Here is a 25,269-nt window from a genome sequence, read left to right on the forward strand (position 1 = left end):
TTTTCTCTCCTTACCAGCGACGTTCGGCGTCGGTGCCCAAAACAGGGCGCAACTGCGTTGCAATCGCCTCTCGGGCACGAAATATGCGCGAACGCACAGTCCCGATGGGACAATTCATGCTTTGGGCGATATCTTCGTAGCTCATGCCTTCTATTTCACGCAAAACGATAGCCGTACGCAATTCCTCGGGCAAGGCATCGATCGCAGCATTGACTGTCTCGACGATCTGACGGCTTGCCATCATGGATTCTGGTGTACTGATATCGGTTAGGTTGTCGATTTGACTAAAAGTTTCACCATCTTCCGTTTCAATTGCATTTGGGGTGCTTGGGCGGCGTCCATTGGCCACCTGCCAATTGCGCGCGGTATTGATGGCAATGCGATAAAGCCAGGTGTAAAACGCACTGTCGCCGCGAAACTGCGGCAAGGCGCGATAAGCCTTGATAAAGGCTTCCTGGGCCACATCTTCGACCTCGGACGAGTCGCGTATCATGCGCGACAAAAGTCGCATGATTTTGCGTTGGTACTTCAAGACCAGCAAATCGAATGCGCGTTTATCGCCCTGTTGCACACGGGCAACCAGCTCAGCGTCGACGTCGCGTTCGCTCATCGCGGCTCCTGTATCGCCAACGGTTCGGGCATCGCCGTTTGCCTGGCTACCAGCACACACAGCTGGCGCCACGCCTCGGGCGATACACTCGATTTCCAAACGGTTAACTCCAGCATGGTTTCCTTTGGATTGGCAGCCCCCGGGTCATTGAAACGCAAACTCATCCACGCGAAAGCCGGCCAGGCATGCGCCAGATGCAAAGGCCTTTGCGCGCCAGCCTTGTCGAGCAGCCAGCCCTGGCTGTCGTCCAGCCGCAATTGCGCATCTGGCGGACAAGACCGGGATGAATAATTGAAACAGAACATCCACCCGCCGACCATCGCCAGGGGCGCCATGAAGAACAAGGCCAGGCTATGCGCCAGGCCCAGCGCGGCAGCCAGGATGACTCCCGCAGCAATCACGGCTACCCAGCGAGGGCGCCGCTGGGCCGGCCATTGCCTGATGCGGGCCATGATGCGCTCCGGCCTACAGTCGTCGAACCACCATCGATCCGTTCGTTCCACCAAAACCAAAGGAATTCGACAAAGCCACGTCGATCTTGAGATCGCGCGCCTGATTGGCGCAGTAATCCAGATCGCAAGCCGGGTCCTGGTTGAAGATATTGATCGTTGGAGGTGAAATTTGATGATAAACCGCCAGGGTCGTGAAGACCGCCTCAATACCGCCCGCCGCGCCCAGCAAATGGCCGGTCATGGATTTGGTGGAGTTGACGACCAGCTTCTTGGCATAGTCGCCAAAGGCCAGCTTGAGCGCCTCGGTTTCGTTTTTGTCGCCCAGCGGCGTCGATGTGCCATGCGCATTGACGTAATCGACCTGGTCGGGGTTGATCCCCCCGTTGCGCAAGGCATTGACAATGCCACGACGCGGGCCATCGCGATCAGGCGAAGTAATGTGATGGGCATCGGAACTCATGCCATAGCCGGCGAATTCGCCATAAATGCGTGCGCCGCGCTTGCGCGCATGCTCGTACTCTTCGAGCACCAGCACGCCCGCCCCTTCGCCCAGCACAAAACCGTCGCGGTCGACGTCCCAGGGGCGGGAGGCGGTGGTGGGATCATCGTTGCGCGTGGACAAGGCCCGCATTGCCGCAAAGCCGCCTATACCCAAAGGTGAAACCGTCGATTCGGCCCCGCCGGCCAGCATGACATCGGCATCGCCATACTCGATCAGACGGGCCGCATCGCCTATGGAATGCAGACCGGTCGTGCAGGCGGAGACCACGGCATAGCTCGGCCCTTTCATGCCCAGCATGATCGACAACTGGCCGGAAATCAGATTGATGAGGGAAGCCGGCACGAAGAAAGGCGAAATCCGGCGAGGGCCGCGCTCGAGGTATTCAGTCTGGGTTTCTTCAATGCGCTGCAAACCGCCAATGCCCGAGCCGACGATCACGCCTATGCGTTCGGCATTCGCCTCGGTGACTTCCAGGCCGGAATCGCGCCAGGCTTGGGTTCCCGCAGCCACGCCATAATGGATAAACGTATCCATTTGCTTGGCCTCTTTGGAGGACATGACCTGCGTAACGTCGAAATCTTTGACCTCACCCGCTATCTGGGCAGTGAACGCCGACGGATCAAAACGCGAAATACGCTGTATGCCCGAGCGCCCGTTGACGATATTGTCCCAGGCATTATCAACATCGTTGCCGACCGGCGAAATAATGCCAAGTCCAGTGATGACGACACGTCGTTTCAAGGATGGCTCCTCATATAAAGACAAAGGCGGCTCAAAGCGGATACACCACCGCCTGCGCCAGGATTTGGCGCCGCGGCAGGGATACCCTCTAGAAACCGCCCTGGCGTGGTTCGATCAAGTATCGAACCCGCGCCACGAAAGTTAAAACTATTGCTTGCTATGCGACGAAATATAGTCAACAGCTTGCTGGACCGTCGTGATTTTTTCGGCCTCTTCGTCCGGAATTTCGGTTTCGAACTCATCTTCAAGTGCCATCACGAGCTCGACCATATCGAGCGAATCGGCACCGAGGTCGTCAAGGAAGGAAGATTCGTTTTTGATCTCGGCTTCGTTGACGCCAAGTTGTTCAGCGACGATCTTCTTGACGCGCTGTTCGATGCTTTCCATGCAGATCTCCAAGTTGGGAAAATTCCCGCGAATTATAGCCAAACGAAAAATTTATAGTTGCTGGCCATGATAAAAAAACGGCATTCCCGGATAAAAAAGGTATTTGGCCGTGTACCGCCCAAGCTACCCCATCGGCAATACCTCTCGATTGAACGGATTTTACCCCGTTCAGCTGATTACATATACATACCGCCATTGACATGCAGCGTAGTACCGGTGATATACCCCGCTTGCGGGCTGGCCAAAAAAGCCACCGCATTGGCAATATCGCTGGACGCCCCCAGGCGGCCCAACGGTATTTGTGACAATATGGCCGCGGTTTGCGTCTCGTTCAACGCCCGGGTCATGTCGGTTTCGATAAAACCGGGGGCGACGCAGTTGACGGTAATATTGCGGCTGCCCAATTCGCGTGCCAAAGCACGCGCCATGCCCGCTACCCCGGCCTTGGCCGCCGCATAGTTGGCTTGCCCCGGATTGCCGCTGGAGCCGACTACCGACGTTATATTGATGATACGCCCCCAGCGGGCCTTCATCATGCTTTTCATGACGGCGCGCGACAAACGGAATACCGCCGAAAGATTTGTATCGAGAACGGCGTTCCAGTCATCGTCTTTCATGCGCATGGCCAGGTTATCGCGAGTAATTCCGGCATTGTTCACCAGGATATGAGGGCCGCCGCCATCCTGCTTGCCCAGCTCGTCGATCAAGGCTTCGCACGCGGACGGCTCGGTCACATTGAGCACCACACCGCGTCCGCCCGTCGCCGCCAGCATCTCGGAAATGGATTCAGCGCCCGCCGCCGAAGTCGCCGTGCCTACGACGCATGCGCCGCGGGCGGCCAATTCAAGGGCAATCGCCTTGCCTATGCCACGCGTGGCGCCCGTTACCAGGGCCAGCTTGCCCTCGAGTTGTTTGTCTTGCATAGCCCCTTACCCCTGTAAAATTTCCAAAGCGGCCTGCAGAGACGCCGGGTCCGTAATGGCCAGGCCCGTCAGGTCGCGGTCGATCCGCTTGGTCAAGCCGTTAAGCACCTTGCCGGGGCCGCACTCGACGATATGTGTAACTCCCTGCGCCTTCATGGCCTGTATGGTCTCAACCCATCGCACCGCATGCCACGCCTGGCGCACCAGCGCATCTTTGACGGCGGCCGGATCGGCAGGGCTCGCGACATCAACGTTGTTGAGCAGCGGGATTCCCGGCGCAGACAGGTCAAAGCCGGCCAGGGCCTGCTGCAACACAGCGGCGGCAGGCTTCAACAGGCTGGAATGGAATGGCGCGGAAACGGGCAATACCAGGGCGCGCTTGGCGCCTTCGGCCCTGGCCAGTTCGCAAGCCCGCTCGACAGCCGCTTTGTGCCCGGCGATGACCACTTGCGCCGGCGCATTGAAATTGACGGCCTCCACCACTTCGCCCTGAGCCGCCCGGGCACACAACGACCTGACCGCATCATCATCCAGCCCGAGCACGGCAGCCATGCCGCCGGTGCCGACAGGCACCGCCGCCTGCATGGCATCGGCGCGAATGCGCACTATCCGGACAGCGTCTTCGAGCGCCAGGGCGCCGGCGGCGGTGAGGGCCGAGTATTCGCCCAGGCTATGGCCAGCCACCATGGCCGGAGCGGCCCCGCCCGCCGCAATCCACGCCCGGTACACCGCAACTGCGGCGGCCAGCATGACCGGCTGGGTATTCGTGGTGAGATTCAGCTGTTCGGCAGGCCCCTGGGCGATCAATGCCGCCAAATCCTGGCCCAGCGCCGCCGAAGCGTGCTCAAGAGTATCTGCAACGGCGGCATTGCCGGCCCAGGCATCAAGCATGCCGACCGACTGCGATCCTTGCCCGGGAAAGACAAAAGCGATTTTCATAAGCGGTAGAAGAAAGAGAATTCGAAATCCGAAGACGGCCGGTCAGCCGCCAAAAACGCCATTTTACATTCTGGCCAGCACGGAACCCCAGGTAAAACCGCCCCCGACGCCCTGCATCATGACCAAGTCGCCCGATTTGATGCGGCCGTCGCGACGCGCGGCATCGAGGGCCAAAGGCACGCTGGCCGCCGAGGTATTAGCGTGCTTATCAACGGTAATGATTACTTTTTCGTCGGGGATGCCGAGTTTTCGGCTCAGGAAATTCAAGATTCGCACATTCGCCTGATGCGGCACCAGCCAGTCTATGTCGGCCAGATCGATCCCGGCCTGCTGGCAAACTTCTTTGGCCGAGCGTGCCAAGGCAGTCACGGCCAGCTTGAACACGGCCTGGCCATCCATGCGCAGAAATGGATCGCCCACCACCTTGCCATGCATCACATTGCCGGCGGCGCAGAGGATCTTCATTTGGCTGCCGTCGGCGTTCAACTGGGCGGCAAGAACACCCGGCTCTTCGGAAGCCTTCAATACGACGGCGCCGGCGCCGTCGCCGAACAGCACGCAGGTGCCGCGGTCGCTCCAGTCGAGAATACTGGAAAAGACTTCCGCTCCGATAACCAGGGCCACCCGGGAGCGGCCCGCCTGGATGAAGGCATCGGCCGTAGCCAGGGCGTAGACAAAACCGCTGCAAACAGCCTGAACATCGAAGGCCGCCCCGCCCTTGGCACCCAGATTGGCCTGCACCAGGCACGCCGTACTGGGAAAAATGAAATCGGGGGTCGATGTCGCCACGATGATCAGGTCGACTTCGGCGGCCGTGACACCTGCGTCGTCCAGAGCCAGCTGTGCCGCTTTGGTCGCCAGCATGCTGGTGGTAACGTCGGGGGCGGCGATATGGCGCTGCCGGATACCCGTGCGTTCGACAATCCAGGTATCCGAGGTTGCAATCTGGCGCGTCGCCAACTCGGCGGCAAGTTCATCGTTGGAGACGATCCGCGGTGGCAGATAACCACCCGACCCCACTATTTTGGCATAGGACATACTAGATTCCATCAGACGCTTGGCTACAGCACAGGTTTCGGCACGCCGTTCGAGAGTTCCACAGACTGGGCCGCGGCGGCCTGCAAACTTTGACGCAAATGATCGATCGCGCTCGTGGTTCCGTGCAACAGGCCATTATGCACGGCTTCACGTGCCCGTTGCAGTGCGCAATCAAAAGCATAAATATCGGCCGAGCCATGGCTTTTGATGACAATACCGCGCAAACCCAGCAAAGCGGCACCGTTATAGCGCCGATTATCGACCCGGTCGCGAAAACGGTTCAGCACCGGCGTAGCCAGCAAACCCGCCGTCATCGACAAAGGATCGCGCTTGAATTCCTGGCGCATCATGTAGGCAACCATCTTGGCCAGCCCTTCGAGCGACTTGAGCACGACATTCCCCACAAAGCCATCGCAGACAACCACGTCGACCGTACCTTTGCAGATATCGTCGCCCTCGACATTGCCATAAAAATTCAAGCCGCTGGTGCGCAAAAGCTCGGCGGCCTGCTTCACGACCTCGTTGCCCTTGATAATTTCTTCACCGATATTGAGCAGGCCTATGGTCGGATTCTCGCGGCGATCCACCGTCTTGGCCAGGGCCGCGCCCATGATTGCAAATTGCAGCAGATGTTCGGCCGTGCAATCCACATTCGCGCCCAGATCGAGCATGGTGGTTGCGCCGCCGGTCTGGTTGGGAATGGACGTGGCAATCGCCGGCCGATCGATGCCATCGAGGGTTTTCAGCACATAACGGGTAATGGCCATCCATGCGCCGGTGTTCCCGGCGGAAATGCAAGCATCGGCCAGGCCGTCCTTGACGGCTTGAGCGGCCACGCGCATGGACGAGTCTTTTTTACGGCGCAGGGCCACCTCGACCGAATCGTCCATGCTGACGACTTCGGACGCGGGCAAGACTTCATACCAGTCGCCACCGTCGCTACCCAGTTCTTTGAGCTTGGCCCCGATAGCCGCCTCGTTGCCGACCAGCAAGAACCTGGTATCGGGATGTTTGCGCGCAAACTGACAGGCGGCCGGAACCGTGACCGGAAGGCCGATATCCCCACCCATGCAATCAATAGCGATTCGAATCACAGCTGCCGACATCGAACGCGTAACTTACAGTCCAGGCTGCACAAACAACGCAGTTATTCGTCGTTCTTGGTTTTCAGAACTTTGCGGCCGCGGTAAATGCCGTTGGGGCTGATATGGTGACGCAAATGCAATTCACCGGTAGTAGGCTCGACTGCCGAAGGCGGCGTGGTCAGAAAATCGTGCGAACGATGCATCCCGCGCTTAGACGAGCTCTTTTTGTTTTGTTGAACGGCCATAATGACTCCTGGAAAACGGGTCGCAATTGTACGCGATGAATCCCGCAAGTTAATTTGAACAAACCTAATCTTTCTTCAACTGACCCAACACCGCAAACGGTGAAGGCCGGCTTTCGTCCGCGTCGGGCCCATCGCTCGGGGCAATGGATTCCGGCACCGACGGACAAACATCGTGCTTGGGCACATAAGGCACGCTCAGGATGATTTCATCCTCGACCAGCGCCAGCACATCGAGGCGTCGCGAGCCCACAATGCGCTCGATGAAATCGTCGGGCTTATCGTCGTCGATGACAGCATCGTCTTCAAGAGCCGCCTCGGTATTGACCACCTGCAAACGATTCTCGACGTCGATCGGCCATGCAAGGGGTGCCAGACAGCGTTGGCATTCAAGTACTGGGCTGGCTTTGACGCGCAGGTGTAAAAAACACCGCCCGAGCGAATCTTTCTCGCCCCGCATCGACCATTGCGCAATACCATCGCCCTGTTCGGGCAAATCGTCGATCAGGCGCTCCAAATGAAGCAAAGGCGTTTGGCCGCTGATTTCCAGGCCCAAACGCGTAAGCTCGAACGTGTCAACATACTTTGCCGTATCCACGCCATCCCTTTATACGCAACACCGCATTTCCACGCATTTTCAAAATACCGCAGACCCAAATACTTTTCCCAATGCCTTGCCCACAATACTTCACAAGCCGCACAAAGGGCGTTTTTAAATCCGCCCTTTTCTTAAACAGGGAAAACATTAGATAATAACGCTTTCGGCTATTTTCAGTCAAACCAGACACCATAAAAGCCCTCCATGCGTCTCATTCTGGCCTCAAGTTCCCTTTATCGCCAAACCATGCTGGCACGTCTGCGTGTGCCCTATACCGCGATTTCCCCGAATATCGACGAAACACCCCTGCCCGGCGAAACTCCCTCCGAACTCGCCTTGCGGCTTTCCATTGCCAAAGCGCAAGCCGTGGCTGGCCAGTATCCCGACGCCCTGATTATCGGCTCGGACCAAGTGGCCACCATCGACGGCACCCCCATAGGCAAGGCGGGCAGCTTTGAACGGGCGCAGGCGCAACTCAGGCAGCTCAGCGGCCAAACCGTGGAATTCCACAGCGCCTTGTGCGTGAGCAACGGCAGCCGCCACGAAAGCGCCGATGTCGTCACTTATTGCCAATTCCGGAAACTGGGCCACGACGAAATCGACGCCTACCTGCGGCTCGAACAACCCTACGATACCGCGGGCAGCGCCAAGGCTGAAACCCTGGGCATCGCGCTCATGGAAAGCATGCGCTCCGACGACCCGACCGCCATTATAGGCTTGCCGCTGATTACCCTGAGCCGCATGCTGCGCTCATTCGGGCTTAACCCTCTAACCTTCGCCGAGACATCGTGAAAACAACCGGAACCTTGCATCTGATACCCGTGGGCCTGGGAGACGCAGCGCCGGCAACATGGCTGCCGCAGGCCGTACACGAGCTGGCCTCCCGGCTTACCGTCTACATTGCCGAAAATGCCAAAACGGCGCGCGCCTTCCTGAAACTCATGGGTACCGCGACGCCGCTCCAGGAAATCACCATCCACACTCTCGACAGCAAAGTCGACGCCGCACAAATGAAAACCTGGCTAAAGCCCCTGTTGACGGGAGGGGAAATCGGCCTGGTATCCGAAGCCGGCTGCCCCGCTGTGGCAGACCCCGGCGCCAAAGTCGTGGCCGTCGCGCATGGCATGGGCTTGCGGGTCCGCCCCTGGGTTGGCCCGTCGTCGATTCTGCTTGGACTGATGGCCAGCGGCCTGGATGGCCAGCGCTTCGCCTTCCACGGTTATGCGCCTGTCGACGCTGCCGAGCGCGCCAAACAGATCAAATCATGGGAAGCGCTCTCGCAAAAACAAGAGCAGACTCAAATACTGATCGAAACCCCCTACCGCAACGGCGCCATGTTCGACACGCTGAAACAGGCGCTCAAAGCCGGCACGCGTCTATGCGTAGCGCGGTCCCTGACCACCGCGGACGAATGGATACAGACCCATACCATTGCCGAATGGAAAGCCCTGCCCGCGCCCGAGCTGAACAAAATGCCCACCCTGTTCCTGTTTCTGGCGGCCCGCTAAGGTCGATCATGCAAAAGATCTCCGCCCTATGGCATGGGCTTCTCGGCTTGTCGCGGCCAGCCCGCCGGTCCGGGCCGCGATGCCTGCTGGCCGCCTGCGCAACCGTCGTTCTGGCCGCCTGCAGCAGCTATGCGCCGGGTGGCCTGGCGATCGATCGCAGTATTCAGGCCAGGAGCCAGGATAGCCGGGTCGACGTGGTCGTCCTGCACTACACCGCGGCCGATAACGCCACGTCCCTGAAAATCCTGTCCCAAAAAGATGTCAGCAGCCATTATCTGATCAGCGACGACCCCGTCCCTCATGTTTACCAGCTGGTGGATGAAAGCCGTCGCGCCTGGCACGCGGGGGCAAGCGAATGGTACGGCCGCAACCACCTGAACTCGAGCTCGATCGGCATCGAAATCGTCAATGCCGGCCCGCAAGGCTCCCATTGGGCGCCCTACACGCCTGCGCAAATCGCGACTCTCACCGTTTTGCTCAAAGGCATTATCGAGCGCCACCAGATCAAACCCTTCAATATCGTGGGCCATAGCGATATCGCCCCGCAGCGCAAGACCGATCCCGGCCCGATGTTCCCCTGGAAGCAGCTTGCCCAGGCCGGTATCGGACGCTGGTATGACGAGGCTCAGGTGCGCAAATTCCAGCGGCGCTTCAGGCGGCACGGCCTGCCCAATATGCGCTGGGTCCAGAAGCAGCTGAGGCGCGTGGGCTACCAGGTGCCAAACAGCGGCGTGCCGGACCGCGCCACCAAAAATGTCATCGCGGCCTTCCAGATGCACTATCGCCCAAGGCGCCACAACGGCGTGCCCGATGCCGAAACACTCGCCATATTGAAAGCCTTGCCTTGACCGCCTATCGCGTTTGTAAACAGTCTCGACTGTTCGCCTCCTCAAGCTCCGCGGCCGCTCGAACCAGGCCTGAGCTACGAGCAGTCCTGGAACATTTTTGGTTCAAGTTGTTTACGGGATTCGGTGGATTGGTATTTGAAGACGCCGTCTATCGGGGATAAGGTCAGGACCGGCACGGCGTGCTTCATCCGGATTTAGCTCGGCAAGGCGGGCGTCGGTCGAACTCACTGCGCCTCGCACGCGAGGCTCCGTTCAGACAGCGCCCGACGACTGCCCCCGCCTTGCCGAGCTAAATCCGGCGCACGCCTTACGCCGGTCCTGACCTTATCCCCGATAGACGGCTCGCGTAATGGCATGCCTGGAATGACGTTACGGGAAGCCTGGCATTAACGTGCCCGCACCCATGCCTCGATCACGTGGCCATGTATACCTCAATGCATGACCTCAATGCTTCTCTCTATGCATTCCCGTAACGCAGCCGCAGGGTGGGCGGTGCTGTGTAGTCCGGCGGTAGTCCAGCGCCGGGTGCTGACGAAGGGAAGGCGGGGGCTTTCGGCGGGCCCTGTTTGAGTGACGCCCCGCAGCGCGGGGCGGCGCGAGTTGGCCCGACGCCCGCCTGGACGAGGCAGACCCGGGCAGTCGGGGTGCGTAGCACCACGACCGCTGGACGTGCCGGACTGCACAGCACCGCCCACCCTGCGGCGTCTTAAGAACACGAATAATCGCTACAAAACAACCCAAGTAACCACAATGGACACCCTTACCCCCATCAAGACCTTTGATTCTTAATAAAATAACCCAGGCGAACCAGCAGCAGCACCGCCAGGATCACCCCATAGGCATAAGGCTCGAAGAAATTGTTCTTGCCGGCCCGTATCAGCCAAAAATGCCATACCGACAAAGCCGCTATCGCGTAGATGCTGCGATGCAAAAATTGCCAGCGCCGCCCCAGGCGCCGCATCCAACCCTGCGTGGATGTAAAAGCCAGCGCCAGCATAGGTATGAACGCCAGCATGCCTATCGTGATAAAAGTGCGCTGCACCACATCGTCCCACATCGAAACCAGCGACCAGCCTCGTTCCCACAAGGCCCAGCCCAGCAAATGCAAGACCGTATAGAAAAAGGCAAACAGGCCCAGCATCCGGCGGCACCGCACCAGCGCCGGCTGGCCAATGAGCCGGCGCAGCGGCGTAACAGCCAAAGTCAGGCACAGGGCGACCAGCGCCCACACACCCGATGAACGGATCAGGAATTCCGGAGGATTTGCCGTGAGCCCATCGTTCAGGCCCAGAACCACCCATCGGAACACGGGATAAAGCATCAACAGGAAAATCAGCGGCTTGACGCGCCCCACTTGCGCCGCCGTCCAGTTCGGGGCGCGGCTCGCCGCCGCGCGGCCTTCGGATTTGGGCGCCGGCCTGGCGGACGCCAGATCGAGCTCGGCGCGCGCAGGGGCGGCATTGACGGAATCGGAAAGAGTAGATGGCATCGATGGCAGCCCGGGTATGTGCTGGAGTAAAGGTGGAGCTGGATCAAAAATGATTACAAGCTAAAAGTAACGCTTCAGATCCATGCCCTGGTAGAGTGAAGCCACCTGCTCGCCATAACCGTTGAACATCAGGGTTTGCGTCCGTGGAGCAAACAGGCCGCTGCCAATACGCCGTTCGGTGGCCTGGCTCCAGCGCGGATGAGGTACGCTAGGGTTGACGTTGCCGTAGAAACCGTACTCGGTCGGCGCAATCTTCGCCCAACTGGTATCAGGCTGCTGTTCGGTCAAACGGATCTTTACAATGGATTTACCCGACTTGAAACCATATTTCCAGGGAATGGCCACCCGCATGGGCGCGCCGTTCTGGTTGGGCAGCGTCTTGCCGTAAACCCCGAATACCAGCATGGTCAGCGGATTCATGGCCTCATCGATGCGCAGTCCCTCGACATAGGGCCAATCGATAATGCGATCGCCCAGGCCAGGCATGGCATCCGGCTGCACATCTGTTACAAATTCCACGTACTTAGCCTTGCTGGTGGGCTCAACCTGTTTGAGCAGGGTGGCCAAGGAATAACCCTCCCAGGGGATCACCATGGACCACGCCTCTACGCAGCGCATCCGATACACCCGCTCTTCCATGGCCGCGAGCTTGCGCAGATCGTCGATATCGAAGGTACGAGGTTTGGCCACCTCTCCCTCGACAAGCACCTTCCACGGGCTGGTCTTCATTGCGCCGGCATATTCGGCGGGATCGCTTTTGCCGGTGCCGAACTCGTAGAAATTATTGTAAGAACTGACATCTTTTTCGGACGTAGGCTTTTCCATAAGCTGGTACTTGGGGTTTGGCGTCCCGGCAAAGGCGCCGGCTGCCGTTCCCGAACCGGCCGCCATGGCTGGCAACAATCCCTCGGCCCCCAGGGCCAGGGCGCCCAGGCCAAGCTGGCGCATCCAGTGGCGGCGCGCCAGCCAGACCGACTCCGGAGTTATTTCGGAGGATGCTATTGAGGGGATTTTGAATCTGGGCATGATATTCCTCGTGAAACGCAGTGCTGGATCCTGATTGGATGCGCCGCGGCGGTGGAAGTTCACCGCGATCGGGACGAGGATTCAGGCTGGAGCACTGCCCGCTCATCAACCGTTTGCGACGCAACGGACACCCTGTATACGCACTTATGCAGACGATTATTCCTTGCGGCGCGTGTTTTGAATACCTTTTTCGGCATTCCATACCAGATATACGTCCGACAGCACCATTTGGATGCAAAACTGTGCCGTCTTAGACCCGATCCATGAGCCAGGCCTGCATTTCCCTGACGCCGGGTACCAAAACCGTGGGTTCGGCCGCGACAAGTGTCTGCTTGTCGTGGGCGCCATAAGTGACGGCCATGCTGTCGACTCCGGCATTGCTTGCCATCTGGATATCGTGAATGGTGTCGCCCACCATAATAAGCTGTTCGGGCTTGAGGTCGAGCTCGTCCATGATTTCCAGCAGCATGCCAGGGTGCGGCTTGCTGCTGGACTCGTCGGCGCAGCGCGTAGCCGCGAACTGCTCGCGCAGATTCATGCTGTTCAGGGCACGATCCAGCCCTACCCGGCTTTTGCCCGTGGCGACCGCCAGCCGCACCTGGCGCTCCCGCAGGCTCGAAAACAAACCGAGAATGCCATCGAACAATTTGATATCCGGATCGCGCGTCAGGAAATGCACCCGATATCGCTGCAAAAACAAAGGCATCTGTTCATGGGTCAAGGTTGGAACGGCGCGATAAAGTGCGCTTTCCAGGGAAAGGCCGATTACCCAACTGGCATCGGCGGAAGCCGGCACCGGCAGCCCAAGGTCGATGCAGGCGGCCTGCATGGCCGCCACGATGCTATGAGTGGAATCCATGACGGTTCCATCCCAATCGAAGACTACAGCCGCATAACGCTTCACGAATTTTGCTCCAGGCCGGCCAGAATCTGTTCACAGGCCGGCGGCAAGCCAGCTTCGAAGACCAGTTCTTCACCGGTCAAAGGGTGAGGAATTTCCAGACGACAGGCGTGCAGGAACATGCGATTAAACCCCAAGCGGCTGAATTTTGCTCGAACCTCGTCAGGGCCGTATTTGTCGTCGCCGACGATCGGGTAGCCCGCCGCAGCCAGGTGCACGCGTATCTGGTGGGTGCGCCCGGTGCGCAGTTCGGCTCCCAGCAGGCTGAAGCGCCCGAAACGCTTTTGCAGCGTAATAATGGTATGGGCTGCCTTACCCTCGGCATCGACCTTGACGCGCCGTTCGCCCGAGGCGGTCAGCCATTTGAGCAAGGGCTGGCGCAAATGCTGCTTGTCGTTGACCCAGTCGCCGACCACCAGCGCCAGGTAGTGCTTGCGCCCTCGCCCCTCGCGCATCATCTGGTGCAGCGCCACCAGCGCGGAGCGTTTCTTGGCGATCATCAGCAGGCCCGATGTTTCCCGATCCAGACGATGGGCCAATTCCAGAAACGGCGCATCGGGCCGCGCGGCGCGCATCTGTTCGATGACCCCGAATGCCACTCCGCTGCCGCCATGAACCGCGACCCCCGCTGGCTTGTTGACAAGGATCAGGGCTTCGTCTTCGAAAACAACGGGAAATGCGGCGGGCGGAACGGCTTTGGCTTCCCCGGCCTGCGGCAGACGCAAAGGGGGTATGCGCACGGTATCGCCCAGTTCAAGGCGATAGTCGGCCGAAATGCGCCCTTTGTTGACCCTCACTTCGCCGTGGCGCAGCGCCTTGTACAAGTGGCTTTTGGGCACGCCTTTGCACAAGCGCAGCAGAAAATTATCGATTCGCTGCCCGGCCTGTTCGGTGTCGATTTCGACAAAACGCACTATAGGAGTGGAGTCTTTATGATTTTCGGGTTTGCGCATAGGGAAAAGCGGCATATAATCCACATCAGCCTATAGAAGCTGAAAAATTGCTGACGTAGAGATGCAATGGATGCGTCTCCGTTAAGCAAACAAGGCCATATTGTACTGCCTGAGTTTCAGCTTCTGGGTCATTAGGTCGCCGGGCTAGTCCTGGTCTGCTCGACAGTGGTGTGGCACATGTGCCCGCTGGCAATACAGATCGACTATCAACCGCGTGCGGCGCTGAAGCTCTTGCAAGTAAAGTCATTGTTTAATGCACCAGCCGCGAACTTACACACGCGTCTGCCGTTCCAGCATCTTTTTTGTCAACCACAATTGTGAACCTGACCCTCCTGCTGACCGAACTGCGTGCCCTGAGGCATGCCGTGCCTACCTGACCTGAAGGTGGGTACTACCTGACGTCGTCAGCCTAGCCCTCCTGTACTGCTCGATTAAGCGCCACACACCGAGTGACCCGCGGTCGTGCGCCGATAAACGGTGCGCCATGACTACGGAGAAAAACACTCATGAAACGAATGTTGTTTAATGCAACGCACCAAGAAGAACTACGCGTTGCGATTGTCGATGGTCAAAAACTCATAGACCTCGACATCGAAGCCGCTGGCCGCGAACAGCGCAAGGGCAATATATACAAGGGGGTCATTACCCGCATCGAACCGGGCCTCGAAGCCTGCTTCGTCAACTACGGCGAAGACCGCCACGGTTTTCTGCCCTTCAAGGAAATTGCCCGCACCTACTTCAAGGAAGGTGTCGACGTACGTACCGTACGCATACAAGACGCCCTGAGCGAAGGCCAGGAACTGATCATCCAGGTGGAAAAGGAAGAGCGCGGCAACAAGGGCGCGGCGCTTACCACTTTTATTTCGCTGGCCGGCCGCTACCTGGTATTGATGCCCAACAATCCGCGCGGCGGCGGCGTCTCGCGCCGCGTCGAGGGCGAAGACCGCCAGGAATTGCGCGAAACCATGGAGCGGCTCGATATCCCCAGCGGCATGAGCATCATTGCCCGTACCGCCGGCATAGGCCGCAATGTCGAAGAACTGCAATGGGACTTGTCCTACCTGATGCAGCTCTGGAGCGCGATCGATACCGCTGCCCGCGACAATGCCGCCCCCATCCTGATTTACCTCGAATCCAGCCTGGTCATTCGGGCCATACGCGACTACTACTCGCCTGAAATTGGCGAAATTCTCATCGATACCGACGACATCGCCGAGCAGGCCACCGCCTTCATGAGCGTGGTCATGCCCGACAATGTCCAGCGCGTCAAAGTCTATCGCGACGACGTTCCGCTGTTTTCACGGTTCCAGATCGAACACCAGATCGAAACAGCCTATTCGCGTACCGTAGAACTGCCTTCGGGCGGCTCGGTCGTCATCGATCATACCGAAGCACTGGTTGCGGTCGACGTGAACTCGGCACGCTCGACCCGCGGCGCCGACATTGAAGAAACCGCGCTGCGCACCAACCTCGAAGCCGCCGACGAAGTGGCTCGCCAATTGCGCCTGCGCGACCTGGGCGGCCTGATCGTCATCGATTTCATCGATATGGAAGAAGGCAAAAACCAGCGCGCCGTCGAACAGCGCCTGCGCGACGCCCTGCATTTCGATCGGGCTCGTGTCCAGATGGGCAAGATTTCCCGCTTCGGCCTAATGGAATTGTCACGCCAGCGTCTGCGGCCGGCCCTGAACGAAGGCTCGCACATCACCTGCCCGCGCTGCAACGGCACCGGTGTCATTCGCGACGCCGAATCCAGTGCCCTTCACGTCCTGCGCCTCTTGCAGGAAGAGGCCATGAAAGAGAACACGGCGGCGCTGCACGCCCAGGTGCCGGTCGATGTGGCCACCTTCCTGCTCAACGAGAAGCGCGGCGACATCACCAAGATCGAGTCGCGCCTGAAGGTCAACCTGGTTCTCATCCCCAACAAGAATCTTGAAACCCCGCACCACCACATCGAACGCCTGCGCCACGACGACCCTCGCCTCGAAGAAATCAAGACCAGCTTCGAACTGGCCCAAAGCCCCAGTACAGAAGTCACCTGGGCTCCCAAAGAACAGGAAACCAAGGCGCGCCCCGAAGCGCTGGTCAAAGGCATTACCCCAGCCCAACCCGCTCCAGTGACATCCACCCCCGAGCGAGCCACGGCGGAAAAAGCCAGCGGCACCGGCCTGTTCAAGCGTTTCATGAGCTGGATTACAAGTTCCAGCACGCCGGCCACACCCGAATCCAAGACGGAAACCAGCGATACTCGCTCATCGGCCAGCCGCAACAAAACCGCGCGCGGCACCGATCGACGCGAACGCAGCCATGAAGGCGGCGACCGCAATCGCCAGCGCCGCGGCAATCGCCGCCCGGACAATCTGGAAAACAGCGTCGATGAAACCCGCCGCCAGCCGGTACGCAACGCCCGTCGCAGCGAAACTGATATCGACGACAACAAACCCAGGTCCGAGCAACGTCCGGCCGAACAGGCCGACACCGGCGACACCTCCACGGGCAATCGCAACGGCCGCAATCGTCGCGGCCGCGGCCGCCGCCGCGAGGAAAACCCGGCTGAAACCCAGGTTCTGGATACCACGGCAGCTGCCTCCATGGCGGCCGAAGATCGTCCCGTAGCTGAAACACTTCCGCGCACCGAAGACATCCCGCAGCAGGATGCCGAAATCGTTTCCGCCGCCATGGCGCCAGATGCCGAGAACGAACAGCTCGATCCCGAACGCAAACGCCGTCGCCGTCGCAGCCGTCGCGGCCGTCGTGGTTCCGAAGCAGGCGGCGCCGAGTCTACCGGCAGCGAATCGCCTGAAACACCGGCCCAGGCGCACACCCATTTCGTAGCGCACGAAACGCCGTCATTCAACCCGACGGCACTCCCGGTGGCCGCAGCCACTCTGGGCGCGTTCCCCGCCGTCCTCGCCGAGGAACCCGCGGGCTTCGCACCGGCCGTCTCGGCCGTCTCCGCCGTTTCGGCGGAACCGGTCGAAGCTCCCGTGCGTACCATATCGCCGGAGTCCATCGAAAAAGCGATACACGCGGAACATGTCCACACAGCCGAAGTCGCGCCACAGCCGGCGGAGGCCCCGGCGGAACACGTCGCAGCCGCAGCCAGTCACGAAGAGGCTGCCCCCGAGGTAGCGCCGCCCGCGGCAAGCCCGGTCGAACCACCAGTTCAAACGGCAACCGTCGCGGCAAGCCCGGCTCCGGTCGAGGCCATAGTCCTTGGCACAACGGCAGAGGCCGGCAATAGCACCTTGCTGCGCGATACTGTCGTTGCCGCCGGGATGGAATGGATCGAAACCAAGGCTGGCTATCAAGCCCCCGCGCCCGCAGCCCCGGTTCGCCTGGGCCGTGCCCGCAAACCCCGCGACCAGGCTTCTCGCGAAGAAGCGCTGGAACAGGTTGAAACCCACGCGGGTTAAGGGTTAAGTCGTAAAAACATACAGCCCCTGCGTCACGCGACGCAGGGGCTGTATCGTTTGTGCCAGACACAACCGCGGCATCCCGCCAGACGAGCGGCCGATGGCCTGTCTCAGGCCAGGGCCAGCGGCTTGGCTGTTTGCGCGTGTATCGCTACGGCCTGCAGGCCATCCCACCAGAATATGCGCCCCACCGGAACACGGCGCGCAATTTCAATCGCCTGCGCCGCATCGCTTTCGATGAAATGGGTGTGGCAATGCCGGAGCAGGCAATCGGCCTTGTGACGGGCTGTGTCCTGAGCGCTATAACGAGACGGATCGCGCATCAGCAATGGGCCATTGAATCCGTGACGGCCCAGCCACTCTGCGGTTCGTGCCCGATCCTGCTCCGGCCTGCCCGTAATGACGGTAAGCTGCGACAGGTCGATCGGCGGCCGGCTTATGCAAGGCGCCAGCGTGTCACGCAGCGCCAGGGCAACATCCAGCGTATCGTCGTAAAGCCGAGACGGCAAGTCGGGCACCAGCACTCCGTCCAGATCGGTTGCCCACGAAGCATAGTCGTGTTCGGGCCGATCCGGCGCATTGCGCGTGGCGGCAAAGGCGGCTGTCATGGATTCGCGCTCCCAGGGAAATCGGGCGCCATAGCCTTGCGGAATCCTCAAGCCGAAATCTGGCTGGATGCGGGACTCGTCATCGTAGGCCAGCGTAAACACGATAAGGCTGTAGCCGGCCTGCACAAGAAAATCGCGGCAATCCAGCAGAGTGGTGCCGCGCCCCGCCACATCCTCAACCAGCAGCAGCCGTGCTCCCGCCTTCGGAGAGCCGGCCGTGAACCAATGCACGGACCGGTTCCGACGCTGGTATCCCAGCGCATACAAAGGCAAAGACAGCGAGCTTGCCGCCATGGTGGCGGGAACCAGGCCACCCCGCGCAATAGCCACGACTGCGTCAAAATTCATGGCCCGCCAGTCCGGCACATGAGCCAGAACCTCGGATTCGACCCGGTTATAGTCGTAGGGAAAAGCAGTACGCATGGTGTAGTTGCCGAACAATGCCGCCCGTTTCATTTCGGACGCAGCGCACACGCGCCGCATGCCCGCATTAGCCAGGCTGGAAAAACCTAGTTTGCCTTGGCAACGACGTCGGCCGGCTGACGGGTCAGCAGCGCCAGCAGATTTGCCAGTTCAGTGCGCATTTGACGGCGATCGACCACCATGTCGATGGCGCCTTTTTCCAGCAGGAATTCCGAACGCTGAAACCCTTCGGGCAATTTTTCCCGTACGGTCTGCTCGATGACCCGGGGCCCGGCAAAACCGATCAGGGCCTTGGGTTCGGCCATCACCACATCGCCCATGAAGGCAAAGCTGGCCGACACGCCACCCATGGTGGGATCGGTCAGTATGCTGATGAACGGCAGCCCGGCGGCCGACAGACGGGTCAGCATGGCATTGGTCTTGGCCATTTGCATAAGAGAAAACAGGCTTTCTTGCATGCGCGCCCCACCCGACGCGGCCACGCAAATAAACGGGGTGCGATTCTTGATGGCTTCCTGGACGCCTCGCGAAAAGCGCTCGCCTACCACGGACCCCATGGACCCGCCCATGAAGTCGAACTCGAAGCAGGCCAGCACCACCGGCACCGCCAGGATGCTGCCGCTCATGACGACCAGGGCGTCGGACTCCTGGGTTTGCTTGCTCGCCTCGGCGACGCGCTCGGTATATTTGCGCGTATCCTTGAATTTGAGGGGATCGACCGGGCGTATGTCGGAACCGATCTCGACCCGGCCTTCCGCATCCAGCAAAGCTTCAATACGAGCCCTGGAGCCTATCCGCATGTGATAGCTGCACTTGGGACAGACATGCAGCGTGGCCGCCAGATCTTCGTTATAAAGCACCGCTTCGCAAGCGGGGCACTTTACCCAAAGACCCTCGGGAACACGGCGCGCGCTGGCATCGTTATTGCGGTTGATTCGTGGAGGCAGAATTTTTTCAAGCCAGCTCATTATTGTGTATCCCTCTTGATGAGGTTCGATTTTCAATCGAACCCGTTGTTCTTTTACCTGAGTTCCTGCGGATAATTAAACCTGATCCAGCGCATGGCGTATTCCGCTCAGCCAGGTCTTGGCCGCAACGATGGCGGCCTCGTCGCTGTATTCGCCGCCATCGTTGCCGGCCTGCCTGGGCGAGGCGGCGGCAACAGCCGCTTCCATGGTTTCAATCAGCTTACTGCCTATGACCACCGCATCGGCCACCCGCGCCAGGCGTTTGGCGCTGTCGGCGTCGCGTATGCCGAACCCTACACCGACCGGCACCGAAACATGGCGGCGGATCTCGGCTACATGCCGGGCTACGTCGTCGGTATCGATATGGCCGGCACCCGTCACCCCTTTCAGGGACACGTAATACACATAGCCGCGAGCCACCCCCGCAACCTTCTTGATGCGTTCTTCGGTGGAGGTCGGCGCCAGCAGAAAAATAGGCGCAATGCCTGCGGCATCGAGCTCGAGCGCAAACTCGCTGATTTCTTCGGGCGGATAATCCACCACCAGCACGCCATCGACGCCAGCCCGCTGCGCGGCCGCGGCAAACACGGCCTGCCCCATGCGTTCGATGGGATTGGCATAGCCCATCAGCACAACGGGAGTCTGCGTGTCGTGGAGCCGGAACTCGGCCACCATGGCCAGGACCTGGGTCAGGCCAACCCCCCGCGCTATCGCTCTTTCAGCGGCGCGCTGAATGACCGGGCCATCGGCCATGGGATCGGAAAACGGCACGCCCAGCTCAAGCACATCGGCCCCGGCCTCGACCAGCGCATGCATCAGGCGAGGCGTAGCCCGTATTGAGGGATCGCCGGCAGTAATGTAGGGGATCAGGGCGGTTCGGCCGGCATTCTTTTTAAACGCAGCCTGCAGCCGATCGATCGGGGAATTCATGTTCAAGCGTCCTTCCTTCACAGACTGATGCCGCTATAGTCGGCCACGGTGTGCATGTCTTTGTCGCCACGTCCCGACAAATTGACCAGAATGATCTTGTCTTTACCCAGCGTAGGCGCAAGACGCACCGCATGGGCAATGGCATGCGAGGACTCGAGGGCCGGCATGATGCCTTCAGTGCGGCAGCAATCGTGAAAGGCGGCCAGCGCCTCTTGATCCGTGACTCCCACGTACTGGGCACGGCCGCTGTCCTTCAGCCACGCATGCTCGGGCCCGACGCCCGGATAATCGAGACCGGCGGAAATGGAATGGGTTTCCTGGATTTGCCCGTTTTCATCCTGCATGACGTAGGTGCGGTTGCCGTGCAGCACCCCGACGGAGCCAGCATTCAAGGACGCCGCATGGCGTCCGGACTGCAAGCCCTCGCCTGCGGCTTCGACACCAATCAGTTGCACGTTTTCGTCGTCGATGTACGGATAAAAAATGCCCATGGCGTTGGATCCGCCCCCCACCGACGCCACCACGTAATCGGGCTGCCGGCCGGCATTGGCCGGCATCTGCTCCAGGCATTCCGTACCGATGATCGATTGAAAGTCGCGCACCATCATGGGATACGGATGAGGCCCGGCCACGGTTCCAATGATGTAGAACGTGTTCTCGACATTCGTGACCCAATCGCGCATGGCTTCGTTCAGGGCATCCTTGAGCGTACGCGAGCCGGATTCGACCGGCACCACTGTAGCGCCCAGCAGCTTCATGCGATACATATTGGAAGCCTGGCGCCTGACATCCTCGCTGCCCATGTAGACCACGCACTCAAGGCCGTAGCGCGCCGCAACCGTTGCCGTGGCCACCCCGTGCTGGCCTGCGCCGGTTTCGGCAATGATGCGCGGTTTGCCCATGCGCCGCGCCAACAGGATCTGGCCTATGCAATTGTTGATTTTATGGGCGCCCGTGTGATTGAGATCTTCACGCTTGAACCAGATTTGCGCGCCGCCCAGCCGTTCCGACCAGCGCTTTGCATGGTAAACGGGGCTGGGGCGCCCGACAAAATGCTTCAACTCGTAGGCGAATTCATTCAGGAATTCAGGGTCGGTCCGGTACTTGTCGTAGGCCTCGCGCAGCTCGTCGAGCGCGTGCACCAGAGTCTCGGCGACGAAGGAACCGCCGTATCGGCCAAAATGCCCCTGGCTATCGGGCAAGCTGTAAGATTTCAAGGAATTACTCTCAGGTTACGCAATATTGTTGCAGCGCTGGCGCGGCAGACGAATCGAATGCAATCCGCCATTTTAGCAGCGCGGGGCCACGAATACAGGGTAGCGCAAATTCAGCTCGAAATAAACGCGCGCAGCAGGCGCCAAGCCATCAACGCCGGCTGGCGCTGACTCCCGAAAGTTCGTTCAGCGCAGCAAGCGCGCGCACAATCTGTTCACCGTTTTTTACCTCGATGGTAAAAATCATGTGCGCCAGCGAACGGCGGCTCTGTGTGTTGACCCCCACCACGCTCAGGCGCAGCCGCGCAAAGACTTCGGATATATCGCGCAGCAGGCTGGAGTGATCCTGCGCCCGCACGCTGATGTCGATCGGATAAACGGATTCGCCGGTGTCACCCCAGCCGACATCAATGACGCGCTCGGGCTGGCGCAAGGCCAGCGCCGCATAAGCCGGGCAATCGTGTCGATGTATCGATACGCCGCGGCCTCGCGTCACGAACCCCGCGATCGAGTCGGGCGGCGCGGGGCGGCAGCAACGGGCCAGTTGCGTCATGAGCGAGCCGACACCCACCACCAGCACCCCGCTTTTGCCGGTTTTCACGACATTGTCCGCGCCGCTCGAATAATTGAGCTTCGCGACCGGGGCGGTCGCGGCAGCCGACGGCTCTTTGAGTACGTAATCGATCTGGCGCAGGCTGAACTCTTCTTTGGCCACCGCGACATACAGGTCGTCGGCTCGGGCAAAATCCAGTTGCTGCGCCAACTGCTCCAGGTTGATAGCGGTTTTGCCCAGGCGTTGCAGTTCTTTTTCGACCAGGGCCTGGCCTTGCGATATACGCTGTTGCAGTTCGACCGCGTTAAACCATGCCCGCACCTTGGCGCGCGAACGCGGACTGGCCAGAAAGCCCAGTTGTGGGTTCAGCCAGTCGCGCGACGGACCGCCCGATTTGGCGGCGATGATCTCAACGGTTTGCCCCGTGCAAAGCTGGGTGAGCAAGGGCACCATTTGCCCGTCGACCCGAGCGCCGCGGCAGCGATGCCCCAAATCCGTATGCAGGTAGTAGGCAAAATCGATCGGCGTGGCGCCAGCCGGAAGCTCGATGACCCGCGCCTGCGGCGTCATCACATAAATACGGTCTGCGGATACGGTAGCCGCCGGAGCAGCCATGGCGGCCTGCTGCTCCGGTGCGGCGCCTTCTTTGTCCCAGGCCAGCAATTGACGCATCCAGGCGATTTTCCGGTCGTAACCGCTGGCTGCCGCCTGCTGGCCGCCTTTGGCGCCCGACTCTTTGTAGCGCCAATGCGCCGCCATGCCGTACTCGGCAAACTGATGCATTTCATAGGTACGGATCTGGATTTCAAAAGGCTTGCCTTCGCTATCGGCGACGACTGTATGCAAAGAGCGATAGCCGTTAGGCTTGGGCCGGGAAATGTAGTCGTCGAATTCGTCGGACACCGGTGTCCACAGCGAGTGGACGAGTGCCAAAACCGCATAACAGCTGCGCTCATCGTCGACAATGACTCGCAAGGCGCGCAGATCGAACAAGCGATTGAAGTCGAGATGCTTGATGCGCATCTTGTTCCATATGCTGTATATATGCTTGGGACGCCCCGTGACTTCGGCCGCGATATGAGCATCTTCAAGGGCCGCGTGCAGGCGGTCCACGGCGGCACGGATGAAAGCTTCGCGTTCACCGCGCTTTTCCTCGAGCTGGCGAGCAATGGCCCTGTATGTGTCGGGCTCCAGAAACCGGAATGCAAGATCTTCCATTTCCCATTTGATCTGCCAGATTCCCAGGCGATTGGCCAAAGGGGTATAGAGCTCCATGGTCTCGCGCGCGAACTCCACCGGACAAGGAGTTTTGGAGCTGGCATGCCAGCGCAGGGATTGCAGGCGCGAAGCCAGGCGCATCAAGACAATACGCAGATCGGCGGCCATGGCCAGCAACATTTTGCGCTGCATTTCCTTTTGATCGCCGGCCGTTGCCGAATCGTCGTTCGATTGTCCGGCCAGATGGCTCAAACGCAGCAAGGCGCGCGTTCCTTGCACCAGCGACACCACTTCGGCGCCGAAGGTCTTGAGCAAAGGATTCTGCTTGGCGCTGGCCATCGATTCCGATGCCTCGACCGGCATGACCGTAATAAGGGCGCTGGCACGCGTCACGGCATCCGTACCCAATTCGGCCAGTATGCGCACCACGGCGGCGCTGTGCTCGGCCAAAGGTTCTCCGGTGCTTGCCCGCAAGCCCTTGAGCGGTTCGCGCACCCAGGCAGCGGCCTGTTCGACCAGCGCCCGTCCCGCCGGATCGAGATCGGCGCAAGCCTGCGCCAGCCAATCGGCATCGAAAGGCAGTAAATCGTTAGTGGGAGGTGCAATCGTAGACATAGTGGATACTGCGCAAACCAATCAATGACATCAGGGATGTGTGTCCAGGCCACTCTATACTAGCGTGTCTGGCAAACGATAGCGAATCGGCAATCATGGATTCTTCCAGCAAAAAAAGCCTGCTTATTGTGTGGCATTCACGCACAGGCGCCGCCCTGCAAATGGCCGAAGCCGCGCGCGGTGGCGCCCAGGCCGTATTGAAGGAACTGCAGGCCGGCCCGCAACTCGATATTGTAATAAAGCCCGCTCATGAAACGCAGGCCCCCGACCTTCTGCAAGCCAGTGGTTTTATATTCTGTGCCCCGGAGAACCTCGCCGCCCTGAGCGGCGCCATGAAAGAATTCTTCGACCGCAACTACTATGCCGTACTGGATCAACTCAACGGCCGGCCCTACGCCCTGTTGATCAGCGCCGGCAGCGACGGCAGCTCGGCCGTCCGCCAGGCCGAACGCATATGCACCGGATGGCGGCTGCAAGCCATCGCACCCGCGCTCATAGTCCACACCGATGCTCAAACACCCGAACGAATCGCCGCCCCCAAAAACATAAAGCCCGAAGACCGGGCCTTATGTGAAACACTGGGCGGCACGCTGGCCGCCCTGCTGGTGTAGGGGCGGCCCTGGTGGCCGTCCGCTCGAACCGCCTACAGCGCCGCGGTCACCATGATTTCAACCTTGTAGTCCGGGCTGGCCAGGCGCGCTTCGGTGGTGGCACGCGCTGGCGCGTGGCCCGCGGGCACCCAGGCATCCCATGCCTTGTTCATGCCGCTGAACTCGACGATGTTGGCCAGAAAGATCTGGGTTCTAAGAATACGGGTCTTGTCGGTGCCGGCCTCGGCCAGCAAACGGTCGATCGTGGCCAATACCTGCTTGGTCTGGCCTTCGATATCAAGTGTATCGTCATCGGCAACCTGCCCCGCCAGATACACCACCCCATTGAAAATCGTCGCATCCGACATGCGTTTTCCCGTATTGACGCGCTTGATGTCGCTCATCGTGTTCTCCGTATTGATTGAAAAGTAAGATCGGTGTCCACCGGAACACCGATTCCCGAATCAGGTTCGTGATAGTAGGTCGCCGCCG

Annotated in this window: 25 protein-coding genes; 5 read left to right on the forward strand and 20 right to left on the reverse strand. The window is 60.0% G+C overall.

Translation table 11 applies throughout. The features are described 5' to 3' along the window. Window positions 1-10: 10 nt before the first annotated feature. From rpoE to LSG25_RS06535, 10 genes are all read right to left on the reverse strand, one after another. Window positions 11-610, reverse strand: coding sequence for an RNA polymerase sigma factor RpoE (rpoE, locus tag LSG25_RS06490; RefSeq protein WP_232743877.1), 600 nt, complete (start codon window positions 608-610; stop codon window positions 11-13). Then, window positions 607-1,062 (reverse strand): hypothetical protein, encoded by a 456-nt coding sequence (locus tag LSG25_RS06495; RefSeq protein ID WP_232743878.1) that lies wholly within the window; start codon window positions 1,060-1,062, stop codon window positions 607-609. The genes rpoE and LSG25_RS06495 overlap by 4 nt, the downstream gene beginning before the upstream one ends. A 13-nt stretch (window positions 1,063-1,075) precedes the next feature. Beyond that, a complete protein-coding gene (fabF, locus tag LSG25_RS06500) occupies window positions 1,076-2,305 on the reverse strand; it encodes a beta-ketoacyl-ACP synthase II (RefSeq protein ID WP_232743879.1) in 1,230 nt (409 codons plus the stop codon). A 147-nt stretch (window positions 2,306-2,452) separates the two neighbouring features. After that, window positions 2,453-2,692, reverse strand: a complete 240-nt coding sequence (acpP, locus tag LSG25_RS06505) for an acyl carrier protein (RefSeq protein WP_013742768.1) — start codon at window positions 2,690-2,692, stop codon at window positions 2,453-2,455. Window positions 2,693-2,868: 176 nt separating this feature from the next. Continuing rightward, the gene (gene fabG, locus LSG25_RS06510) at window positions 2,869-3,615 is read right to left on the reverse strand and encodes a 3-oxoacyl-ACP reductase FabG (RefSeq protein WP_232743880.1); all 747 of its coding nucleotides are present in this window, start codon (window positions 3,613-3,615) and stop codon (window positions 2,869-2,871) included. A gap of 6 nt (window positions 3,616-3,621) precedes the next feature. Beyond that, window positions 3,622-4,554: an ACP S-malonyltransferase gene (fabD, locus tag LSG25_RS06515; protein ID WP_232743881.1), complete on the reverse strand. Its 933-nt coding sequence runs from the start codon at window positions 4,552-4,554 to the stop codon at window positions 3,622-3,624. A 63-nt stretch (window positions 4,555-4,617) separates the two neighbouring features. Beyond that, on the reverse strand, window positions 4,618-5,604 hold the full coding sequence (locus LSG25_RS06520) for a beta-ketoacyl-ACP synthase III (RefSeq protein ID WP_232743882.1): 987 nt from the start codon (window positions 5,602-5,604) through the stop codon (window positions 4,618-4,620). Between the two features lie 11 nt (window positions 5,605-5,615). Further along, window positions 5,616-6,686 (reverse strand): phosphate acyltransferase PlsX, encoded by a 1,071-nt coding sequence (gene plsX, locus LSG25_RS06525; protein WP_232744592.1) that lies wholly within the window; start codon window positions 6,684-6,686, stop codon window positions 5,616-5,618. A 53-nt stretch (window positions 6,687-6,739) separates the two neighbouring features. After that, window positions 6,740-6,922, reverse strand: coding sequence for a 50S ribosomal protein L32 (gene rpmF / locus LSG25_RS06530; RefSeq protein WP_232743883.1), 183 nt, complete (start codon window positions 6,920-6,922; stop codon window positions 6,740-6,742). Between the two features lie 64 nt (window positions 6,923-6,986). Beyond that, a complete protein-coding gene (locus LSG25_RS06535) occupies window positions 6,987-7,517 on the reverse strand; it encodes a DUF177 domain-containing protein (protein ID WP_232743884.1) in 531 nt (176 codons plus the stop codon). Window positions 7,518-7,721: 204 nt separating this feature from the next. Between LSG25_RS06535 and LSG25_RS06540 the strand changes: the two genes are divergently transcribed. Genes LSG25_RS06540 through LSG25_RS06550 form a run of 3 tightly spaced genes read left to right on the forward strand, consistent with a single transcriptional unit; the run spans window position 7,722 to window position 9,873 of the window. Beyond that, window positions 7,722-8,309, forward strand: a complete 588-nt coding sequence (locus tag LSG25_RS06540) for a Maf family nucleotide pyrophosphatase (protein WP_232743885.1) — start codon at window positions 7,722-7,724, stop codon at window positions 8,307-8,309. After that, on the forward strand, window positions 8,306-9,025 hold the full coding sequence (locus LSG25_RS06545; protein WP_232743886.1) for an SAM-dependent methyltransferase: 720 nt from the start codon (window positions 8,306-8,308) through the stop codon (window positions 9,023-9,025). The genes LSG25_RS06540 and LSG25_RS06545 overlap by 4 nt, the downstream gene beginning before the upstream one ends. Before the next feature lie 47 nt (window positions 9,026-9,072). Continuing rightward, a complete protein-coding gene (locus LSG25_RS06550; RefSeq protein WP_370635995.1) occupies window positions 9,073-9,873 on the forward strand; it encodes an N-acetylmuramoyl-L-alanine amidase in 801 nt (266 codons plus the stop codon). A 769-nt stretch (window positions 9,874-10,642) separates the two neighbouring features. On the opposite strand, the gene LSG25_RS06555 is transcribed toward LSG25_RS06550, so the two are convergent. The 4 genes from LSG25_RS06555 to LSG25_RS06570 form a co-directional block, all read right to left on the reverse strand. Beyond that, entirely contained in the window at window positions 10,643-11,362 is a 720-nt protein-coding gene (locus tag LSG25_RS06555) for a sulfite oxidase heme-binding subunit YedZ (RefSeq protein ID WP_370635965.1), read from the reverse strand. Between the two features lie 60 nt (window positions 11,363-11,422). Next, window positions 11,423-12,388: a protein-methionine-sulfoxide reductase catalytic subunit MsrP gene (msrP, locus tag LSG25_RS06560; RefSeq protein WP_232743888.1), complete on the reverse strand. Its 966-nt coding sequence runs from the start codon at window positions 12,386-12,388 to the stop codon at window positions 11,423-11,425. A 250-nt stretch (window positions 12,389-12,638) separates the two neighbouring features. Further along, the gene (locus LSG25_RS06565; RefSeq protein WP_255696650.1) at window positions 12,639-13,292 is read right to left on the reverse strand and encodes an HAD-IA family hydrolase; all 654 of its coding nucleotides are present in this window, start codon (window positions 13,290-13,292) and stop codon (window positions 12,639-12,641) included. Then, window positions 13,289-14,257, reverse strand: coding sequence for an RluA family pseudouridine synthase (locus tag LSG25_RS06570; protein WP_370635966.1), 969 nt, complete (start codon window positions 14,255-14,257; stop codon window positions 13,289-13,291). Before LSG25_RS06570 ends, LSG25_RS06565 begins: the two co-directional genes overlap by 4 nt. 491 nt (window positions 14,258-14,748) lie before the next feature. On the opposite strand from LSG25_RS06570, the gene LSG25_RS06575 reads away from it, so the two are divergent. Further along, window positions 14,749-17,658 (forward strand): Rne/Rng family ribonuclease, encoded by a 2,910-nt coding sequence (locus tag LSG25_RS06575; RefSeq protein ID WP_232743890.1) that lies wholly within the window; start codon window positions 14,749-14,751, stop codon window positions 17,656-17,658. 110 nt (window positions 17,659-17,768) lie between these two features. Here the strand turns inward: LSG25_RS06575 and LSG25_RS06580 are convergent, their stop codons facing one another. The 5 genes from LSG25_RS06580 to LSG25_RS06600 all read right to left on the reverse strand — a co-directional run bounded on the left by LSG25_RS06580 (window position 17,769) and on the right by LSG25_RS06600 (window position 24,187). Then, window positions 17,769-18,722: a phosphoribosyltransferase family protein gene (locus LSG25_RS06580; protein WP_232743891.1), complete on the reverse strand. Its 954-nt coding sequence runs from the start codon at window positions 18,720-18,722 to the stop codon at window positions 17,769-17,771. A gap of 53 nt (window positions 18,723-18,775) precedes the next feature. Beyond that, window positions 18,776-19,657: an acetyl-CoA carboxylase, carboxyltransferase subunit beta gene (gene accD / locus LSG25_RS06585; protein ID WP_232743892.1), complete on the reverse strand. Its 882-nt coding sequence runs from the start codon at window positions 19,655-19,657 to the stop codon at window positions 18,776-18,778. A gap of 75 nt (window positions 19,658-19,732) precedes the next feature. After that, on the reverse strand, window positions 19,733-20,587 hold the full coding sequence (trpA, locus tag LSG25_RS06590; RefSeq protein WP_232743893.1) for a tryptophan synthase subunit alpha: 855 nt from the start codon (window positions 20,585-20,587) through the stop codon (window positions 19,733-19,735). 17 nt (window positions 20,588-20,604) lie between these two features. After that, the gene (trpB, locus tag LSG25_RS06595; protein ID WP_232743894.1) at window positions 20,605-21,804 is read right to left on the reverse strand and encodes a tryptophan synthase subunit beta; all 1,200 of its coding nucleotides are present in this window, start codon (window positions 21,802-21,804) and stop codon (window positions 20,605-20,607) included. Window positions 21,805-21,952: 148 nt separating this feature from the next. Beyond that, on the reverse strand, window positions 21,953-24,187 hold the full coding sequence (locus LSG25_RS06600) for a bifunctional (p)ppGpp synthetase/guanosine-3',5'-bis(diphosphate) 3'-pyrophosphohydrolase (protein WP_232743895.1): 2,235 nt from the start codon (window positions 24,185-24,187) through the stop codon (window positions 21,953-21,955). 95 nt (window positions 24,188-24,282) lie between these two features. On the opposite strand from LSG25_RS06600, the gene LSG25_RS06605 reads away from it, so the two are divergent. Further along, window positions 24,283-24,798 (forward strand): flavodoxin family protein, encoded by a 516-nt coding sequence (locus tag LSG25_RS06605; RefSeq protein WP_232743896.1) that lies wholly within the window; start codon window positions 24,283-24,285, stop codon window positions 24,796-24,798. 32 nt (window positions 24,799-24,830) lie between these two features. Here LSG25_RS06605 and LSG25_RS06610 read toward each other — a convergent pair whose 3' ends face one another. Further along, on the reverse strand, window positions 24,831-25,181 hold the full coding sequence (locus LSG25_RS06610) for a RidA family protein (RefSeq protein WP_232743897.1): 351 nt from the start codon (window positions 25,179-25,181) through the stop codon (window positions 24,831-24,833). Window positions 25,182-25,269 lie beyond the last annotated feature (88 nt).

This window comes from Paralcaligenes sp. KSB-10, from assembly GCF_021266465.1.
Lineage (GTDB): Bacteria > Pseudomonadota > Gammaproteobacteria > Burkholderiales > Burkholderiaceae_B.